The following is a 15,086-nucleotide window of genomic DNA, read 5'->3' as shown; positions in this document are numbered from 1 at the left end:
TGGCGGACGGGCGCGATCCGTTTCCTCCCGCCGAGGGTCAGATGCCAAGCGAGCGTTTCAGGCCGGTTAGGTTTTTCATGCGTGCCGTGCGCTGCTCGTCGGCTCCGGCAATCAGGCTGCAGAGGGTGAATTCCATCAGCGCAACGAGCTGCAGCAGGCCTTGTCCGCCGGTCTGGGTGTGCGGCATGGCAAGACAGATATCGGCGCTTTCCGGTCCCCATTCATAGAACCGGGTGGTGATCAACAGGGTTCTGTAGCCGCTCTTTCGCGCCGTCGCAGAAAGGCTCTGCAAGGGCGTGATGCTGCCGCCGCAATCCATGAGGATGAGAAGCGCTTCTGCGGGATCGAAGTCCCAAAGGGCGATATAGGCGGCGCTGTCGCTGCCGAGGAAGTGCACGCGTCTGCGATACTCCAGCAACCGCCCGTGAAAGTGCCTTCCGGTGCCAAGGCCTTCCGGTGACGTTGCCAGAAAAACATCTGCCGCCGAAGCGATCTCGCTCATGGCGACGCGCCATATCGGCTGGTCCGTCATTTCGAAAGCAGCCTGAATGGCCTGGATCTGTTGGGAAAGGAGTTGCGAAAACGGATTGGACTTCTGATCGCCGCTTTCAACAATAGCGGGCTGGTCCACGCCCGCGGTCTCTTCGGCGTGGCGCAGATCGATGCGAATATCGCTGAATTGCCGGTATCCGAGCGAGCGCAGAAAACGGCCAACCGTCATCGGACTGAGACTGAGCTTGGCAGCCAGTGTCTGCGCCGTCTCAAACGGCAATTCGTCCAGATGCTCGATCAGATATTTGGCGATCTTGCGCTCTGAAGGCGTACCGGCCTTCATGGCACGGGTCAGATTCAACAGTAGCTGTTCCACCAACGCCTCATTCTTTTATATTTATGAACGATGATGCATCCGCGCGCCCGGGCGAGCGTGCGAACCGCGACTTGTCGGTGGGGGCGAGCTTTTCCGGCCTTGTCCTCCACCGGACCGGAATGCGAATTCTAATAGATAGATTATTATATTTTAGAGACGTCTTTTATTCAAGGGAAATTCCATCAGCGGTTTAATTCCCAACAGCGACGTCTTCATTCCTGTCTTGCGGAGCGGATGGGCGGCGCCTATCTCTCCTGAACGCCAGTTTAAAACGCGAGAGGCGTCATAGGAGTTCCGAATGATTTTTAATGCGGCGAGGCTTGCCTTCAGCAATCTTTTTGCCTCCGAGACCCGGTCGGTGTTCTGGAAGGTTCTGGGGCTGACGCTTCTGGTGCTGGCAGCGCTGTGGTTCGCCATCCGCTCTGTCTTCATCTATTTCGCCTTGCCGTGGGTGGATACGCTGGTCCCCAGCGTGCCGGACTGGGCGGGATGGCTGACTTTCGTTTTCGCCATTTTCGCCGGAATCGGGCTGGCTTTGGCGTTGGCCTTGCTGATCTCGCCGGTCACTGCCGTTATTGCCGGATTGTTTCTCGACGATGTCGCCGAAGTCGTGGAGAAAAAGACCTATCCCGATGATCCGCCGGGCAAGGCGATGCCCATCGGTGAGGCCGTGGTGTCATCGATCAAGTTCTTTGGCGTCGTCATTGCCGGCAACCTGATTGCGCTTTTGTTGCTGCTGGTGCCGGGCGTCAACCTCATCGCCTTTTTTCTGGTGAACGGTTATCTGCTGGGCCGGGAGTTCTTCGAATTTGCGTCCATGCGTTTCCGCTCGCCCGCTGACGCGCGGCTGTTCCGGCTGAAACACCGCACAACCGTGTTCATGGCCGGGCTGGTGATTGCAGCGTTCCTTGCAATCCCCTTCCTCAACCTTCTGACGCCGCTTTTTGCGGCTTCGATGATGGTGCATCTGCACAAGGCCGTCAGCCGGCGCGATCCGTCATTCGCCGCTGGCCGCACCGAACAATTGCGCGGGTAGTTCCACCAGCGGAGCTGGAATATCGAAGGTCTTTTCCGGTGATTTGCAGATATCGGCAATCACGCAGCGCTCGCATTCCGGTTTGCGCGCCTTGCAGCAATAACGCCCGTGCAGGATCAGCCAGTGATGGGCATGGAACAGATATTCTTCGGGAATGATGCGGACGAGCCGGTCTTCCACTTCATCCGGGGTTTTCCCCGGCGCAAGACAGAGCCGGTTGGCAATACGAAAAACATGGGTGTCCACGGCGAGTGTGGGCACACCGAAGGCCATCGACATCACCACATTGGCCGTCTTGCGGCCGACGCCGGGCAGGGTCACCAGCTCCTCGCGCGTCCTCGGCACCTCACCGCCGAAATTGTCGATCAGCATCTGTGACAAAGCGATAACGTTCTTGGCCTTGTTGCGGTAAAGCCCGATGGTCTTGATATGGCCGATCAGCTCCTCCTCGCCAAGTGCCAGCATTTTTTGCGGCGTATCGGCCACCCTGAACAGCGCCCGCGTCGCCCGGTTTACGCCCACATCGGTCGCCTGCGCCGAAAGCGCCACGGCCACCAGCAGGGTAAAGGGGTTGGTATGTTCCAGCTCGCCTTTCGGCTCCGGCCGCTGAATGGAGAAACGGCGGAAGATCTCGTTCAACTCGTCCTTCGAATAGATCGTCTTCACACGCGCCGGTCTGCGGGCGGATGTCGCATTTGACTTTTTCAATGTTTGGGTGCTGGATCGTTTTTTGGCGACTGTCATGACCTATCTATAGCCAGCCCGCCCTGAGGAAATCAACGTGGATACGCTCAACGATCAGCCGATTTTTGCGGCGGAACTCGTTCCGCACCGTTCGCTCGGAAGAAGGGGTTTCCGGCTGCTTCTCGCCTTGTCCGGGCTTGCCTGCCTCCTCCATGGCGGCTTTTTCCTCACCACTGGCGCATGGCCCGTCGGCCTGTTCCTCGGGTTGGATTTTCTGCTGCTTTATGTCGCCTTCCGCGCCAACTACCGGGCAGCGAAGGCGCGGGAAGAGGTGAGCGTCTCGCGCACCAGCCTGTCTATCCGCAAATTCTCCCCGACTGGCCGCGTCGTCGAGCATCGTTTCAACCCCTTCTGGGCTCGCTTCAGGGTTCAGCGGCACGAGGAAATCGGCATCGTCTCCATGCATGTAACGGGTGAAGGCAAGGCAACGGATATCGGCTCGTTTCTCAATCCGGATGACCGGGAAAGCTTCGCCAAGGCTTTCGGCGGTGCGTTGGCGACGGTGCGGCGGATGTGAGCGGATAATTCCGCTTAAAACCCGTCAATAGGCTCGAGGCCGGTATCTCGGCAGAAACTGAGTACGGCGCAAGAAACGGGTGGAGACCGACGCGCTTTGATGGTTTTCTGTGAGGCGTTAGGAGACATGCGATGAACGCCAATATCATGCTGAATGAAGACATCACCCCCATCGGTTCGGATTACGATACGGTGCGCGGGGTTATCGAGCTTTTGACGCTGGATTATCGCGACCAGCCCTCCCTTGAAGCCATTGCCGCAAGGCTCGGCCAGTCGCCGACGCAATTGCAGAAGACCTTCACCCGCTGGGCCGGTCTTTCCCCCAAGGCGTTTTTGCAGGCTGTAACGCTCGATCATGCCAAAAGGTTGTTGCGCGAAGAGGATCTGCCGCTGCTGGAAACCTCGATCGAGGTCGGTATGTCTGGGCCCGGCCGCCTGCACGATCTGTTCGTCACCCACGAGGCCATGTCTCCAGGCGAATGGAAGGCCAAGGGCGGTGGGTTGACGATCCGGTACGGTTTCCATGTTTCACCCTTCGGTCTTGCATTGGTCATGGTGACTGATCGCGGCCTTGCCGGCTGCGCTTTCGCCGATCCCGGCGAGGAAAGAGCCTGTTTCGAGGACATGGCAGGTCGCTGGCCGAATGCGGATTATGTCGAGGATCGTGAAGCCACCGCGCCCTATGCCGCACGTATTTTCGAACCGACGCTGTGGTCGGCGGACCGGCCATTGCGGGTCGTGCTGCTCGGCACGGATTTTCAGGTGCGGGTATGGGAAAGCCTTCTGAAAATTCCCATGGGCCGCGCCGTTACCTATTCGCACATCGCCTGCGATATCGGCCAGCCAACTGCCTCCCGTGCGGTCGGTGCAGCTGTTGGCGCGAACCCGGTCTCCTTCGTCGTTCCTTGCCATCGCGCTGTGGGAAAAAGCGGGGCGCTCACGGGTTATCACTGGGGCCTTACCCGCAAACGGGCGATGTTGGGATGGGAAACGGGGAAGGTGTGAGGCAGCTCTCCCTCATCCCTGTGACAAGCGCAGGAATGAGGAACAGCCTGGGTCGCCTGTCGAGGCCTAAACCAGTTCCATCAATGCTCTTGCCGCCGCCTCGTCTGTAATCAGCGTATTGCATCCGATGCGCTTGATGGTGGCGCGGATGGCGATGGCTCGGTGGGCGCCGCCGGAGGCGAGCACGATGTGTTTGGCCTTGCGCAGCGTGTCTAGATCGATCGCCATGGCGCGCTCGTTGATCGGGTGATCGACGGAGCGGCCTTCCGCGTCGATGAAGTTGAACATGGTGTCGCAGACGCAGCCGGCATCGATGAGTTCCTGAAGCGTTTCCTTCGAAATGAAACCTTCCGAAAGCGAAGTGGAATGCGGGCCGATATCGCCGCAGGATACGATGGCGAGGTCGAGCGTTTCGGCCAGATCATAAAGTGTGGCAAGTCCGCATTTCTCAATCAGCGCCCGTTTGGTCTCGACGGAGTCTACCAGCAGCGGTGCAAGGAACATGTAACATTCCGCCCCAAGCGCGCTTGCCAGCCGCCAGGTGTAATCAAGCGGGTTTGTCTGGTGCACGGCGACGATACCGCCGAGCAGCGAGACGACCTTGCAGTTTTCCCGGCGCGGCGGGCGAAAGCTGGATAGCGAGGCGGTCATGGTGCGGCCCCAGCCGACGCCGATGGTGGCGTCGTTCGGCACCGCTTCGGAAAGGAATTGCCCGAGCGCCAGGCCAACGGCCTTGGCCGTGCCCTCGGCATTCGCCTTGCCGGGGGAGGGGCCGGGGGAGGGAATGATCACCGCCTCATCCAGCCCATAAGCTGCCTCCAGCCTGCCGGCCAGTTCGACGAAATCCTCGATGCCCTCGTTGATCCAGATCTGTACTTCGGAGCGTTTCATCGCCTCGTCCAGAAGGCGTATGACGGTGGAGCGGCTGATGCCGAGCTTCTCGGCGACATCTTTCTGCGTCAAACCCTGATTATAGTAGAGCCATGCGGCACGCAGCCTCAGCGAAGCCGCTTCCGAATAGGCCGTATGGGTTTCTCTTCTCAGTTTCGCCACGGTTTTTGTCACTCTCTTTATGGGGCGGAGTATCGCAGGCATGAAACTTATGTCAATTGCGATGCGCAAATGTCTTGACTTTCGACCTTGCCGCTTGCGATAGTCGGAGCCGGACAAAACCGTGATTTCGGCCTTGGGCGCACCATGGTGCGGGAACGAAAAGACGGCTGTGCAAGTTTACAAGAGATCATGAAGGATCATTCGCCATGACGTCCAAACTCGAACAACTTCGCGCTATCACCACGGTCGTTGCCGATACCGGCGACATCGAGGCGGTTGCGCGCCTGAAGCCGGTGGATTGCACCACCAACCCCACCATCGTTCTGAAGGCGCTCGGCACCCCCGCTTTTGCGGATGCGGTGAAGGAAGCCGTTGCCTGGGGCAAGAAACAGGGCGGCCAGTCTGACGCTGTCGTTGCGGCCGTTGCCGACCGTCTTGCCATTTCCGTCGGTGCAGCCCTTGCAGGTCTCGTTCCCGGCCGCGTATCGACGGAAGTCGATGCCGACCTGTCCTTCGACACACAGGCCTCCATCACCAAGGCACGCCACATCATCGCCTCCTACAAGGAGCGCGGTATCGAGCGTGAACGCATCCTCATCAAGCTGGCTTCCACATGGGAAGGCATCAAGGCTGCAGAAGTCCTGCAGTCCGAGGGTATCGACTGCAACCTGACGCTGCTGTTCTCGCAGGCACAGGCCATCGCCTGCGCGGAAGCCAAAGCTTTCCTCATCTCGCCCTTCGTCGGCCGCATCCTCGACTGGTACAAGAAGTCGACCGGCGAGACCTACACTGCTGAGACCGATCCGGGCGTCGTTTCGGTGCGCAGCATCTACAATTATTACAAGGCCAATGGCATCGGCACCGTCGTCATGGGCGCATCGTTCCGTAATGTCGGCGAGATCGAAGCGCTTGCCGGTTGCGACCGCCTGACGATCAGCCCGGCGCTGCTGGAAGAGCTGGACAAGGACACCGGCACGCTTGAGCGCAAGCTTTCGCCCGACAACGTGAAGGCCGAGCCGCTGCAGTCGCTCGATGAAAAGGCGTTCCGCTGGGCAATGAACGAAGACGCGATGGCAACCGAGAAGCTCTCGGAAGGCATCCGCCTGTTCGCCAAGGATCTGGTAACGTTGCGCGAAATGGTCCGCAAGGAACTGACGCTGGCTGCCGCCTGATAACAAAAAGGGGAACCATCCCGGTCCCCTTTGCGTTTAAGATACAGAAATCTCCAGTCACTTTAAACGCGATCGGTCCCTGCCGGTCGCGTTTTTTTGTGCGTCTCAGATGGTTCCCTGACCCGTCGCCACTTCGGAAATGCGCCTTGCCGCATCGCGGATCAGTACCTCGCAGGCCTCTCGCGTCGGGGCCTTGCCGCCAAGCGGGGTGATATAGGGGCAGGTGATGACGGCAAGTGCGGTACCATCAAGTGTCAGCACGGGGGCGGAAACATTGCGCACGCCTGCGGTCTGCATGCTGTCCATGGATTCGAAGCCATTCCTGCGAACTTCCGCCAGCCGCTCCTCAAGGTCTGAAGGCTCGGTTTCCCCGCCACCGCGCACCTGCTCGGTGATCATGATCTTGCGCTGTACCTCGTTCTGGAAGGCCAGCAGCACATGGCCGGAACCGGTCTGGAAGAGGCTCATCTGCGCGCCCACCCGCATGGACATCGCCCAATAGGTGGAGGACTCCTGTTGGGCGATGACGACAACACTGCCGCGGTCGTAAACGGCCAGATGACAGGCCTGCTCGGCGCTTGCGGAAAAATCGCGCATCACCGGGGCTGCGAAAGAGACCAGCCGGCGCACCGGCGCGTGAAAATGTGCGAGCCCGAACATTTTCAGCGTCAGCGAAAACCGGTCACCCTCCAGCCGCTGTACGTAACCACGGCGCACCAGGCGGTCCAGCATGCGGTAAAGCTCGTTCGGGGTTTTGCCTATGGCCTTGGCAATCTCGATCTGCGTCAGCCCGCCATCCGTGCGGGCGAGAAGCTCGAGAATGTCCAGACCCTTGTCGAGGGCGGGGGCGCGATATCTTTCGCTGTCGTCTTCGGTCATCTTGCCTCGGTGGCGTTTTGCAGGATTGCCTGGCGGGAAATGCACTTTTTAAATACCGTTGCCGCACGCTGCCCTTTTGCGCAAGCCTGCTTGACGTTACATGAATACCGCGTTTACATATGAATTGTCGATCCATATTTGAGATCAATGAAATTCACTGGCGAAATTCAGCGGCTCGGCCCCAGCGGGCGGGTGCGCCGTAGCGGGAGGCTATTCATGGTGCAGGATTTTAACGGGCGGACAGTGGTGATCACCGCAGCCGGCCAGGGTATCGGCCGTGCGACGGCGGAGCGATTCATATCGCTCGGTGCGCGCGTCATCGCCACTGATATCAACGAGCAGGCGCTCTCGACCCTGAAAGGTGCGGAAACGCGGGTTCTGAACGTGCTGGATGGCGATGGTGTGAAGGCTTTTGCTGCCGATATCGGCCATGCGGATGTTCTGTTCAACTGTGCCGGTTTCGTTCATTCCGGCACCATTCTCGATTGCGAGGAAAAGGACTGGGATTTCTCCTTCGACCTCAATGCCAAGGCCATGTACCGCACCTGCCGCGCCTTTCTGCCAGGCATGCTGGAAAAGGGTAAGGGCGCAATCGTCAACATGTCCTCCGTCGCATCCAGCGTGAAGGGCGTGCCGAACCGTTTCGCCTACACCGCCTCCAAGGCGGCGGTTGTCGGTCTGACCAAGGCAATTGCTGCTGATTTCGTCACCAAGGGTATTCGCTGCAACGCCATTTGCCCAGGCACAGTGGATAGCCCGTCCTTGCACGACCGCCTGCGCGCCACTGGCAATTACGAACAGGCCCTGGTCGACTTCATTGCCCGCCAGCCTATGGGCCGCATTGCCACGCCGGAAGAAATCGCCGCACTCGTCACCTATCTCGCTTCTGATGAGGCAGGTTTCACCACTGGCCAGATCCATGTGATCGACGGTGGCTGGACAGGCTGATAATTCTATACGGGAGAGAGGAGAAGGCGACCGGCCCAAAAGCCGGTCGCCTTTTTTATTACGCCACCACGCTTCCAGCGATCAGTGCAAGCACGAGGAAGACCAGGAAGATCACGACGGCGATGAAGAACAGGATACGGGCAATGCCCGACGCCGCTGCCGAAATGCCGGTAAAGCCGAATACGCCCGCGATCAACGAAATAACAAAGAAAATAAGAGCCCATTTCAGCATGGAGCTTCCCCTTTCGCTTAATTTTCATGAGTTTGCCGCTTGAGGGCAAGCTCATGAAAATGACGCGCAAAAGGGGAAAATGTTCCACGCGCCCGCAAAAATCGTTCTTTTACACCACCGTTTCATTGGCGGCGTCGATCCGGCGGGCCTTGAGGCTGGTGCGAATGAATGTCGCGACGAATGCCAGGCTCATGAACAGTACAATGGTCGGGGCTGGCGCGCTGTCGATCAGGAAGCTTAGCCATATTCCTGCAAGCGAAGAGAGAACCGCAACCGAGATGGCGACCAGGAGCATTGCGGAAAAGCGCCGCGCCAGCAGGAAGGCGATGGCGCCGGGGGTGACCAGCATTGCGACGGAGAGGATGATACCCACAGCCTTCAGCGCGCCGACCACGGCAAGCGACAAAACCATCAGCAGACCGTAATGCAGGAGGCGAACGGGCAGGCCGATTGCCTTGGCATGCTGCGGATCGAAGGCATTGACCAGCAGGTCTTTGCGCAGCACCCCGAGAAACAGGGTGGCAAAAAGCGCGATCAGCCCGGTCTCCAGCATGTCTGAAGGCGCAATGCCCAGCATGTCGCCGAAGAGGATGTGATCCAGATGCATGTCGCTCTGCACCTTCACGTAAAGCACCAGCCCCAGCCCGAACATGCCGGAAAAGACGATGCCGAGCACAGTGTCTTCCTTGATGCGGCTGTTTTCCTTGATGAAACCGGTTCCGAGAGCGCAGATCATACCGGCGGTGAAGGCGCCGATGGAAAGGGGAATTCCGACAATGTAGGCAATCACCACGCCGGGCAGCACGGCGTGCGAAACTGCGTCCCCCATCAGCGACCAGCCCTTCAGCACCAGAAAACACGAGAGCATGGCCATCGGCACGGCAATCATCAGGGTGATGATGAAGGCATATTGCATGAAGGGCAGCTGAAACGGCAGGATGGCGAGTTCGAGATATTCGCTCATTGCGCTTCTCCCAGTGCCTTGCGCGCTTTGGCGCGCGAAGCGAGCAGCCCGTGTTTGGGTGCAAACACGAAAGCGGAAAGGAAGATCGCTGTTTGCAGCACGACGATAACGCCGCCGGTGGCGCCGTCGAGGAAGTAGCTGAGATAAGCGCCGACGAAGCTGGTGGTCGCGCCGATCACGAGGCTCATCAGGATCAGCCGCTCGAAACGGTCGGTCAGAAGATAGGCGGTCGCGCCTGGTGTCACCACCATGGCAACGACAAGGAAGGCGCCGACGGTTTGAAGGGCTGCAACCGTGGAGGCGGCAAGCAGGGTGAAGAAGATCACTTTCAGCACTTCCGGTTTCAGCCCCACGGTACGCGCATGGTTCTCATCGAAGAACACCACCATGAAGTCGCGCCATTTCAGCGCCAGTACGATGAGGCTGATGCCGCCGATCAGGGCAAGCTGGATCGTGTCTTCGGTGGTAATTGCCAGAATATTGCCAAGCACGATGGTCTGGATATTGATCGAGGTGGGCGACAGCGACACCATGAACAGCCCCAGCCCGAAGAACGAGGTGAAGATCAGGCCGATGATTGCGTCTTCCTTGAGCCGGGTTTTCTGATTGAGGAACAGCATCGAGCCAGCCGCAAGCCCGCCGGAAAGAAAGGCGCCGAGCGAAAAGGGCAGCCCCAGCATATAAGCGCCCGCAACGCCGGGAACGATGGCGTGCGAGAGCGCGTCGCCGATCAGCGACCAGCCCTTTAGCATAAGATAAGCGGAAAGAAAGCCGCAGACGCCGCCCACAAGTGCGCTGACCCAGATGGCGTTCAGCATGTAGCCATAGGTGAAAGGCTCAAGAAGGCTGTTTATCATCGGCTTTTTCCTTCGGAGCCTGCGGATCGTGTCCGTTCTGGCCGTTCTTTCCGTAGATCACGAAAGGCCGCTCATCGTCGGTAATCACCTTCACCCGGCGCGGATCGGCATCATCATGCAGTTCGGCTCCGCCGAGAACGAAGTGGCGCAAGCTGCCGCCAAAGGCTTTTTGCAGGTTCTCTTCGTTAAAGGTGTCTACTGTTTTGCCCGACGCCAGAACGGTACCCTTGACGAAGACGGCGCGATCGCAGAATTCCGGTACGCTACCGAGATTATGGGTGGAAACCAGCATGACGCGGCCCTCGTCACGCAGTGCCTTCAACAGCGCGACGATCTGTTCTTCCGTCGTCACGTCGACGCCGGTGAAGGGTTCATCCAGCAGGATAACCTGACCTTCCTGCGCCAGCGCGCGGGCCAGAAACACCCGCTTCTTCTGTCCGCCGGAAAGCTCGCCGATCTGCCGCTTGCGATAATCAAGCATATTGACGCGCGTCAGCGCTCTCTCGACCATCTCGTGATCGTGTTTCGACGGAATACGGAAGAAGTTCATGTGGCCGTAACGGCCCATCATCACCACATCCTCAACCAGTACGGGAAAACTCCAGTCCACCTCTTCAGCTTGCGGCACATAGGCGACGAGGTTTTTTCTGAGTGCATCCTTCACGGGTAGGTCGAAAATAGAGACGGAACCGGCGGCCAGCGGCACGAAACCCATGATTGCCTTGAAAATCGTAGACTTGCCGGCGCCGTTGACGCCGACAAGTGCAGTGATCGTACCGCGTGGAATGGAAAAGCTGGCATTTCTTAATGCGGTGTGGCCGTTGCGATAGGTCACTGTCGCATTTTGAACCGTCAGGCCGCCGCCGCTTTTTTTGCTGCCCATTCTCATGAAGACAGTCCTTTGGCGATGGTGCTGCTCGTCACGCGCAGCAGGTCGAGATAGGTCGGAACAGGGCCGTCGGCCTCGCTCAGCGAATCCACGTAGAGTATGCCGCCATAGGCAGCTCCGGTTTCCTTGGCCACCTGCCGGGCGGGATCGGCGGAAACCGTGCTTTCGCTGAAGATGACCTGAATATTATGTTCGCGCATGGCGTCGATCACGCCGCGCACCTGTTGCGGCGTACCCTGGCTGTCGGCATTGACCGGCCACAGGAACAGTTCCTTCAGCCCGAAATCCCGGGCGAGATAAGAGAACGCCCCTTCGCTCGTTACCAACCAGCGCTTGTTCTCAGGAAGCGCGGAAAGCTCATCGCGGATGGGCTGCACGGTGGCACGGATCTTGTCGGAATAGGCCTTGGCATTGGCGGCGTAAATTTCGGCGTGGGCGGGATCTATTCCAGCGAGTCCCTTGCGGATATTTTCCACATAGATCAAGGCGTTATCGGGTGACATCCAGGCATGCGGGTTCGGTTTCCCCTGATACGCCCCGCCATTGATCGCCATCGGTTCGATGCCGTCGCTGACAGTCACATCAGGCACGCCTGAAAGATTGGCCAGAAACTTCTCGAACCACAATTCCAGATTGAGGCCGTTGCGCAGCACCAGATCGGCCTTGCGGGCCTTGAGAATGTCGCGAGGCGTCGGCTGGTAGTTGTGAATTTCAGCGCCTGGCTTGGTGATGCTCTCCACCTCTGCCGCATCGCCCGCCACATTGCGCGCCATATCGGCAATGATCGTGAAGGTGGTCACCACCTTCGGTTTTTCCTGCGCGACAGCCGCAGCAGGCAGGAAAAGCAAAAAAGCAAAAAGGGCATGGCGGATTTTATGGAGATTCACGTCTGTCACCGATTTTTGTTGCGATCAACTCGCAACACCATCTGTCATGGAAACACACTTGTCAACGCTATTGCAAATCATTCGCAATTTAGCGGATTTCAAAAATGTCTGAAAATGGTGCGCTTTTGCCCGCACGGCGCCGGGGGGATTAAACTTTTTTCAATGAGAAAGCGGCACTATCGCAAGGCTCGGACAACGAGGTCCCGAGCTTATCCCGCGTGTGTTCCTCATCCTTCGAGCCACGTTCCGGGGTGAGGGCGATAGGCGGGGTACTGAATGTCAGGATTTTGCGCGTGAAGGCTGTATTCGGACGAATGCGGTTTTCGCGCAAACTCGTTATGATCGGAGGCGGGATCCTGCTTTTGGCGGGTGCGACCGGTTCTGCTGCCGTGTTTATCGGCAGCGAGCGGCTGCTCGGGTCCACCTATGCCTCCGCGAACGGGCTTTCCTGCGACGCAGTCCAGACAGTCAACATCCGCAAGAACGGTTCCCTGTGGGTCCGCAAATTCATTCGTACTGACGGCGGCAACGGCACGGACCGGTTGAAAACGGCGCTGCGTGTCGCCAGGGCAGTTTACGACAAACAGAAGCCCGATCTGGTCCAGGTTTCCGTGCTGGATAAAAACGGCCCGCAATTGCGCTCGGAAATGCGCGGCCGCGCCATCGCGGCCCAGGTGGTCTTCATTGCCGATCCGGCGAAAATTCCCGAAGGCGCCGATGCCCAGCGTTATTCCGCCTTTTATTACGATGGTGCATCAAACGGCAGCGGCCAGTTTTACGGGCTGCGCATCGATCTGCCGCTGGAAGATGCCGAAGCAATGGCCGCAAGCCTGAGCGATGCCACCGACTGCGCAACCCCCACTTCGGACGCCGCACCCGAAGGGCATGGCGGAAAAGCCGCAAAAGGCGCGGGCGGACACGGCGAAACCAAGGGCGAAGGCGGCGGCGGCCACGACGCTGCGCCGGCGCAAACGCACGAGGGCGGACCCGGTGCGGAAGCCCACGGCGAACCCGTAGCCGACGAAGAACTTCTGACCTCGACCCCGGAAGCCGATGGCGGGAGCATCTTCAGCATCAGCTATCTGAAATCACTGATCTTCGGAAAAGGCACAACGACCGCGCAGGCGGCGGAAGAGAAGCTGGCTGAGGGTGAGGTTGCGCCTGCCGAAGAGCCGGGCGCGGCAAAGGCGAAGGCGGGGCATTAGGAGCGTTTGAGCTCTTGCTGACACCTCGGAATTAAAACCATCTGGAAAATTGATACGGCTGTGCCGACGTTTGTAAAATATCGTCGCAGCGCCTTCTTTCGTGATGCCGGACCTGATCCGGCATCTAGCCGTTGCGCGTCTGCGCCATGAGACGATCTAGCAGGAAATTTTGCTATAGGGACGCAATGTTCGGTAGAGGCCGAGCGCATGAGGGCAAGGGCGGCCATGCGGCCGCCTTCGCTTGAGTGTCCTTAGTCCGCCTTGTTGCGGCGGGCCGGGAAGAGGATGACGTCGCGGATCGAGGGGGCGTTGGTCAGGAGCATGATCAGACGATCGACGCCGATGCCGAGGCCGCCGGCAGGTGGCATGCCCTGATCGATGGCGTCGAGGAATTCGTCATCCAGCTGCTTGTCCTTTTCACCGCGGGCATGGGCCTGCTCAAGCTGCTCCACCATGCGGCGGCGCTGCTCTTCGGGATCGTTGAGTTCGGAGAAGGCATTGCCCACTTCCCAGGCATTGCAATAGCTCTCAAAACGCTCAACGAGGCGCGGTTCGCCCGGCACTTCCTTGGCGAAGGGCGAGATATCCTTCGGGAAATGCGTGACGTGGCTCGGCTGGATAAGCGTACCTTCAACCTTCTCTTCGAAGATGAAGGCAAGGCATTCGCCCCAGGTCCAGTCCTTCTCGACGGCGAAACCGGCAGCCTTGGCGGCGGCGCGGGCTTCCTCGTCAGTCTTGATCGCAAGGAAGTCGATGCCGGTCGCTTCCTTCACCGCATCAGGCATGGGCACGCGCTTGAACGGACCCTTGAAGGAAATTGTCTGGCCCTGGAATTCCACCTCGGTCGTGCCGTGGAGGGCAATCGCCAGCGTCTCGAACAGCCGTTCCACCAGACCCATGATGTCTTCGTAGTCGGCATAGGCCCAATAGCACTCCATCATGGTGAATTCAGGATTGTGCCTTGTGGAAACGCCTTCGTTGCGGAAGTTCCGGTTGATTTCGAACACCTTGTCGGAAAGACCTGATACCAGCGTGCGCTTCAGGAACAGTTCCGGCGCGATGCGCAGATACATGTCCATCTTCAGCGTGTTGTGGAAGGTCTTGAACGGATCGGCCGTCGCACCGCCATAAACTGTCTGCAGCATCGGCGTTTCCACTTCGAGGAAGCCTTCGGCCTCCATGAAGCGACGGATGCCGGACAGGATCTTGGAGCGCTGCAGGAAGCGCAGCTTGGAGTCCTCGTTCGCCAGAATATCGAGATGGCGCTTGCGGTAACGCAGCTCGATATCGGAGACACCGTGCCATTTTTCCGGCATCGGCAGCAGCGACTTGGTGAGCATGGTGATTTCTTCGGCGTTGATCGTCAGCTCGCCGCGCTTGGTGCGGCGCACCTTGCCGGTTACGCCGATGATGTCGCCAATGTCGATCATCGGCAGAAGATTGCGCGCCGTTTCCGGCGTCGTATCTTTGTGAGAGAAGATCTGCACCTTGCCCGAGGCGTCATGGATATCCATGAACATGCCGGAATTGCGCGACGAATAAACGCGGCCCGCCACCGTTACCGTGTCGCCGGTTTCCGTGTCCGGTTCGATATCGGCATATTTTTCCGCCAGCTCCGCATTGGTCAGCGTGCGATGGAAATGCGCCGGATAGACATCGCCGATCTGCTCGCGCAGCAGCGCAAGTTTCTGGCGGCGCACTTCGGTGGCGTCGGAGGAAAGGGCGGTGGTTTCGGTTGTCTTGTCGTTCATTGTTCAATCCTGTTGCGGCGTTGCCGCGGCGACAATTGCCTCCCGTATCCCTCATTCCTGTGCTTGTCACAGGAATCCAG

At 58.9% G+C, this 15,086-nt stretch carries 16 protein-coding genes; 6 read left to right on the top strand and 10 right to left on the bottom strand.

Translation table 11 applies throughout. The annotated features are described in order from the left end of the window. Positions 1-37 precede the first annotated feature (37 nt). The gene (locus ACZ5A6_RS21225) at positions 38-871 is read right to left on the bottom strand and encodes a MurR/RpiR family transcriptional regulator (protein WP_025595058.1); all 834 of its coding nucleotides are present in this window, start codon (positions 869-871) and stop codon (positions 38-40) included. Positions 872-1,166: 295 nt separating this feature from the next. On the opposite strand from ACZ5A6_RS21225, the gene ACZ5A6_RS21220 reads away from it, so the two are divergent. Continuing rightward, the gene (locus tag ACZ5A6_RS21220) at positions 1,167-1,904 is read left to right on the top strand and encodes a sulfate transporter family protein (RefSeq protein WP_065703267.1); all 738 of its coding nucleotides are present in this window, start codon (positions 1,167-1,169) and stop codon (positions 1,902-1,904) included. Here ACZ5A6_RS21220 and nth read toward each other — a convergent pair. Further along, complete coding sequence (gene nth, locus ACZ5A6_RS21215) at positions 1,866-2,648, bottom strand: endonuclease III (RefSeq protein ID WP_065703269.1); 783 nt, start codon at positions 2,646-2,648, stop codon at positions 1,866-1,868. The two genes, ACZ5A6_RS21220 and nth, sit on opposite strands and share 39 nt — an antisense overlap. Before the next feature lie 37 nt (positions 2,649-2,685). Here nth and ACZ5A6_RS21210 point away from each other — a divergent pair, with 37 nt between their 5' ends. Both ACZ5A6_RS21210 and ACZ5A6_RS21205 read left to right on the top strand, forming a co-directional pair. Beyond that, positions 2,686-3,165: a DUF2244 domain-containing protein gene (locus ACZ5A6_RS21210; protein WP_003516181.1), complete on the top strand. Its 480-nt coding sequence runs from the start codon at positions 2,686-2,688 to the stop codon at positions 3,163-3,165. A 131-nt stretch (positions 3,166-3,296) separates the two neighbouring features. Continuing rightward, on the top strand, positions 3,297-4,169 hold the full coding sequence (locus ACZ5A6_RS21205) for a methylated-DNA--[protein]-cysteine S-methyltransferase (protein WP_003516183.1): 873 nt from the start codon (positions 3,297-3,299) through the stop codon (positions 4,167-4,169). A 66-nt stretch (positions 4,170-4,235) separates the two neighbouring features. On the opposite strand, the gene ACZ5A6_RS21200 is transcribed toward ACZ5A6_RS21205, so the two are convergent. Next, the gene (locus ACZ5A6_RS21200) at positions 4,236-5,222 is read right to left on the bottom strand and encodes a sugar-binding transcriptional regulator (protein ID WP_003516185.1); all 987 of its coding nucleotides are present in this window, start codon (positions 5,220-5,222) and stop codon (positions 4,236-4,238) included. Positions 5,223-5,428: 206 nt separating this feature from the next. On the opposite strand from ACZ5A6_RS21200, the gene tal reads away from it, so the two are divergent. Beyond that, a complete protein-coding gene (tal, locus tag ACZ5A6_RS21195) occupies positions 5,429-6,394 on the top strand; it encodes a transaldolase (RefSeq protein ID WP_013762313.1) in 966 nt (321 codons plus the stop codon). Positions 6,395-6,499: 105 nt separating this feature from the next. On the opposite strand, the gene ACZ5A6_RS21190 is transcribed toward tal, so the two are convergent. Next, positions 6,500-7,273 (bottom strand): IclR family transcriptional regulator, encoded by a 774-nt coding sequence (locus ACZ5A6_RS21190; protein WP_464111385.1) that lies wholly within the window; start codon positions 7,271-7,273, stop codon positions 6,500-6,502. A gap of 216 nt (positions 7,274-7,489) precedes the next feature. Here ACZ5A6_RS21190 and ACZ5A6_RS21185 point away from each other — a divergent pair, with 216 nt between their 5' ends. Next, positions 7,490-8,221, top strand: coding sequence for an SDR family oxidoreductase (locus ACZ5A6_RS21185; RefSeq protein ID WP_464111384.1), 732 nt, complete (start codon positions 7,490-7,492; stop codon positions 8,219-8,221). 58 nt (positions 8,222-8,279) lie between these two features. Here the strand turns inward: ACZ5A6_RS21185 and ACZ5A6_RS21180 are convergent, their stop codons facing one another. The 5 genes from ACZ5A6_RS21180 to ACZ5A6_RS21160 all read right to left on the bottom strand — a co-directional run bounded on the left by ACZ5A6_RS21180 (position 8,280) and on the right by ACZ5A6_RS21160 (position 12,050). Next, positions 8,280-8,453, bottom strand: coding sequence for a DUF1328 domain-containing protein (locus ACZ5A6_RS21180; RefSeq protein WP_003516193.1), 174 nt, complete (start codon positions 8,451-8,453; stop codon positions 8,280-8,282). Positions 8,454-8,562: 109 nt separating this feature from the next. After that, positions 8,563-9,417, bottom strand: a complete 855-nt coding sequence (locus tag ACZ5A6_RS21175) for a metal ABC transporter permease (RefSeq protein WP_025595057.1) — start codon at positions 9,415-9,417, stop codon at positions 8,563-8,565. Next, positions 9,414-10,274 carry a metal ABC transporter permease gene (locus ACZ5A6_RS21170; RefSeq protein ID WP_003516197.1) on the bottom strand — a complete coding sequence of 287 codons (861 nt, stop codon included), beginning with the start codon at positions 10,272-10,274 and terminating at the stop codon, positions 9,414-9,416. Before ACZ5A6_RS21170 ends, ACZ5A6_RS21175 begins: the two co-directional genes overlap by 4 nt. Then, positions 10,255-11,163: a manganese/iron ABC transporter ATP-binding protein gene (locus ACZ5A6_RS21165; RefSeq protein WP_333704646.1), complete on the bottom strand. Its 909-nt coding sequence runs from the start codon at positions 11,161-11,163 to the stop codon at positions 10,255-10,257. The genes ACZ5A6_RS21170 and ACZ5A6_RS21165 overlap by 20 nt, the downstream gene beginning before the upstream one ends. Next, a complete protein-coding gene (locus ACZ5A6_RS21160; RefSeq protein ID WP_464111383.1) occupies positions 11,160-12,050 on the bottom strand; it encodes a metal ABC transporter substrate-binding protein in 891 nt (296 codons plus the stop codon). Before ACZ5A6_RS21160 ends, ACZ5A6_RS21165 begins: the two co-directional genes overlap by 4 nt. Positions 12,051-12,364: 314 nt before the next feature. On the opposite strand from ACZ5A6_RS21160, the gene ACZ5A6_RS21155 reads away from it, so the two are divergent. After that, positions 12,365-13,255: a hypothetical protein gene (locus tag ACZ5A6_RS21155; protein WP_041694669.1), complete on the top strand. Its 891-nt coding sequence runs from the start codon at positions 12,365-12,367 to the stop codon at positions 13,253-13,255. 251 nt (positions 13,256-13,506) lie between these two features. Here ACZ5A6_RS21155 and lysS read toward each other — a convergent pair whose 3' ends face one another. Further along, positions 13,507-15,006, bottom strand: a complete 1,500-nt coding sequence (gene lysS, locus ACZ5A6_RS21150) for a lysine--tRNA ligase (RefSeq protein WP_013762320.1) — start codon at positions 15,004-15,006, stop codon at positions 13,507-13,509. Positions 15,007-15,086 lie beyond the last annotated feature (80 nt).

It is taken from the genome of Agrobacterium sp. 6Ca8 (assembly GCF_055382765.1).
The sequence above is the reverse complement of the archived record's forward strand: the minus strand, read 5'-3'. Positions and strand labels throughout refer to the sequence as shown.

What these genes read in the sequence shown, in the direction of transcription:
- ACZ5A6_RS21205 (WP_003516183.1), top strand. Translation starts at nt 3,297, where the DNA reads ATGAACGCCAATATCATGCTGAATGAAGACATCACCCCCATCGGTTCG.
- lysS (WP_013762320.1), bottom strand. Translation starts at nt 15,006, where the DNA reads ATGAACGACAAGACAACCGAAACCACCGCCCTTTCCTCCGACGCCACC.
- ACZ5A6_RS21170 (WP_003516197.1), bottom strand. Translation starts at nt 10,274, where the DNA reads ATGATAAACAGCCTTCTTGAGCCTTTCACCTATGGCTACATGCTGAAC.
- ACZ5A6_RS21180 (WP_003516193.1), bottom strand. Translation starts at nt 8,453, where the DNA reads ATGCTGAAATGGGCTCTTATTTTCTTTGTTATTTCGTTGATCGCGGGC.
- ACZ5A6_RS21185 (WP_464111384.1), top strand. Translation starts at nt 7,490, where the DNA reads ATGGTGCAGGATTTTAACGGGCGGACAGTGGTGATCACCGCAGCCGGC.
- ACZ5A6_RS21175 (WP_025595057.1), bottom strand. Translation starts at nt 9,417, where the DNA reads ATGAGCGAATATCTCGAACTCGCCATCCTGCCGTTTCAGCTGCCCTTC.
- ACZ5A6_RS21190 (WP_464111385.1), bottom strand. Translation starts at nt 7,273, where the DNA reads ATGACCGAAGACGACAGCGAAAGATATCGCGCCCCCGCCCTCGACAAG.
- tal (WP_013762313.1), top strand. Translation starts at nt 5,429, where the DNA reads ATGACGTCCAAACTCGAACAACTTCGCGCTATCACCACGGTCGTTGCC.
- nth (WP_065703269.1), bottom strand. Translation starts at nt 2,648, where the DNA reads ATGACAGTCGCCAAAAAACGATCCAGCACCCAAACATTGAAAAAGTCA.
- ACZ5A6_RS21220 (WP_065703267.1), top strand. Translation starts at nt 1,167, where the DNA reads ATGATTTTTAATGCGGCGAGGCTTGCCTTCAGCAATCTTTTTGCCTCC.
- ACZ5A6_RS21165 (WP_333704646.1), bottom strand. Translation starts at nt 11,163, where the DNA reads ATGAGAATGGGCAGCAAAAAAAGCGGCGGCGGCCTGACGGTTCAAAAT.
- ACZ5A6_RS21155 (WP_041694669.1), top strand. Translation starts at nt 12,365, where the DNA reads ATGCGGTTTTCGCGCAAACTCGTTATGATCGGAGGCGGGATCCTGCTT.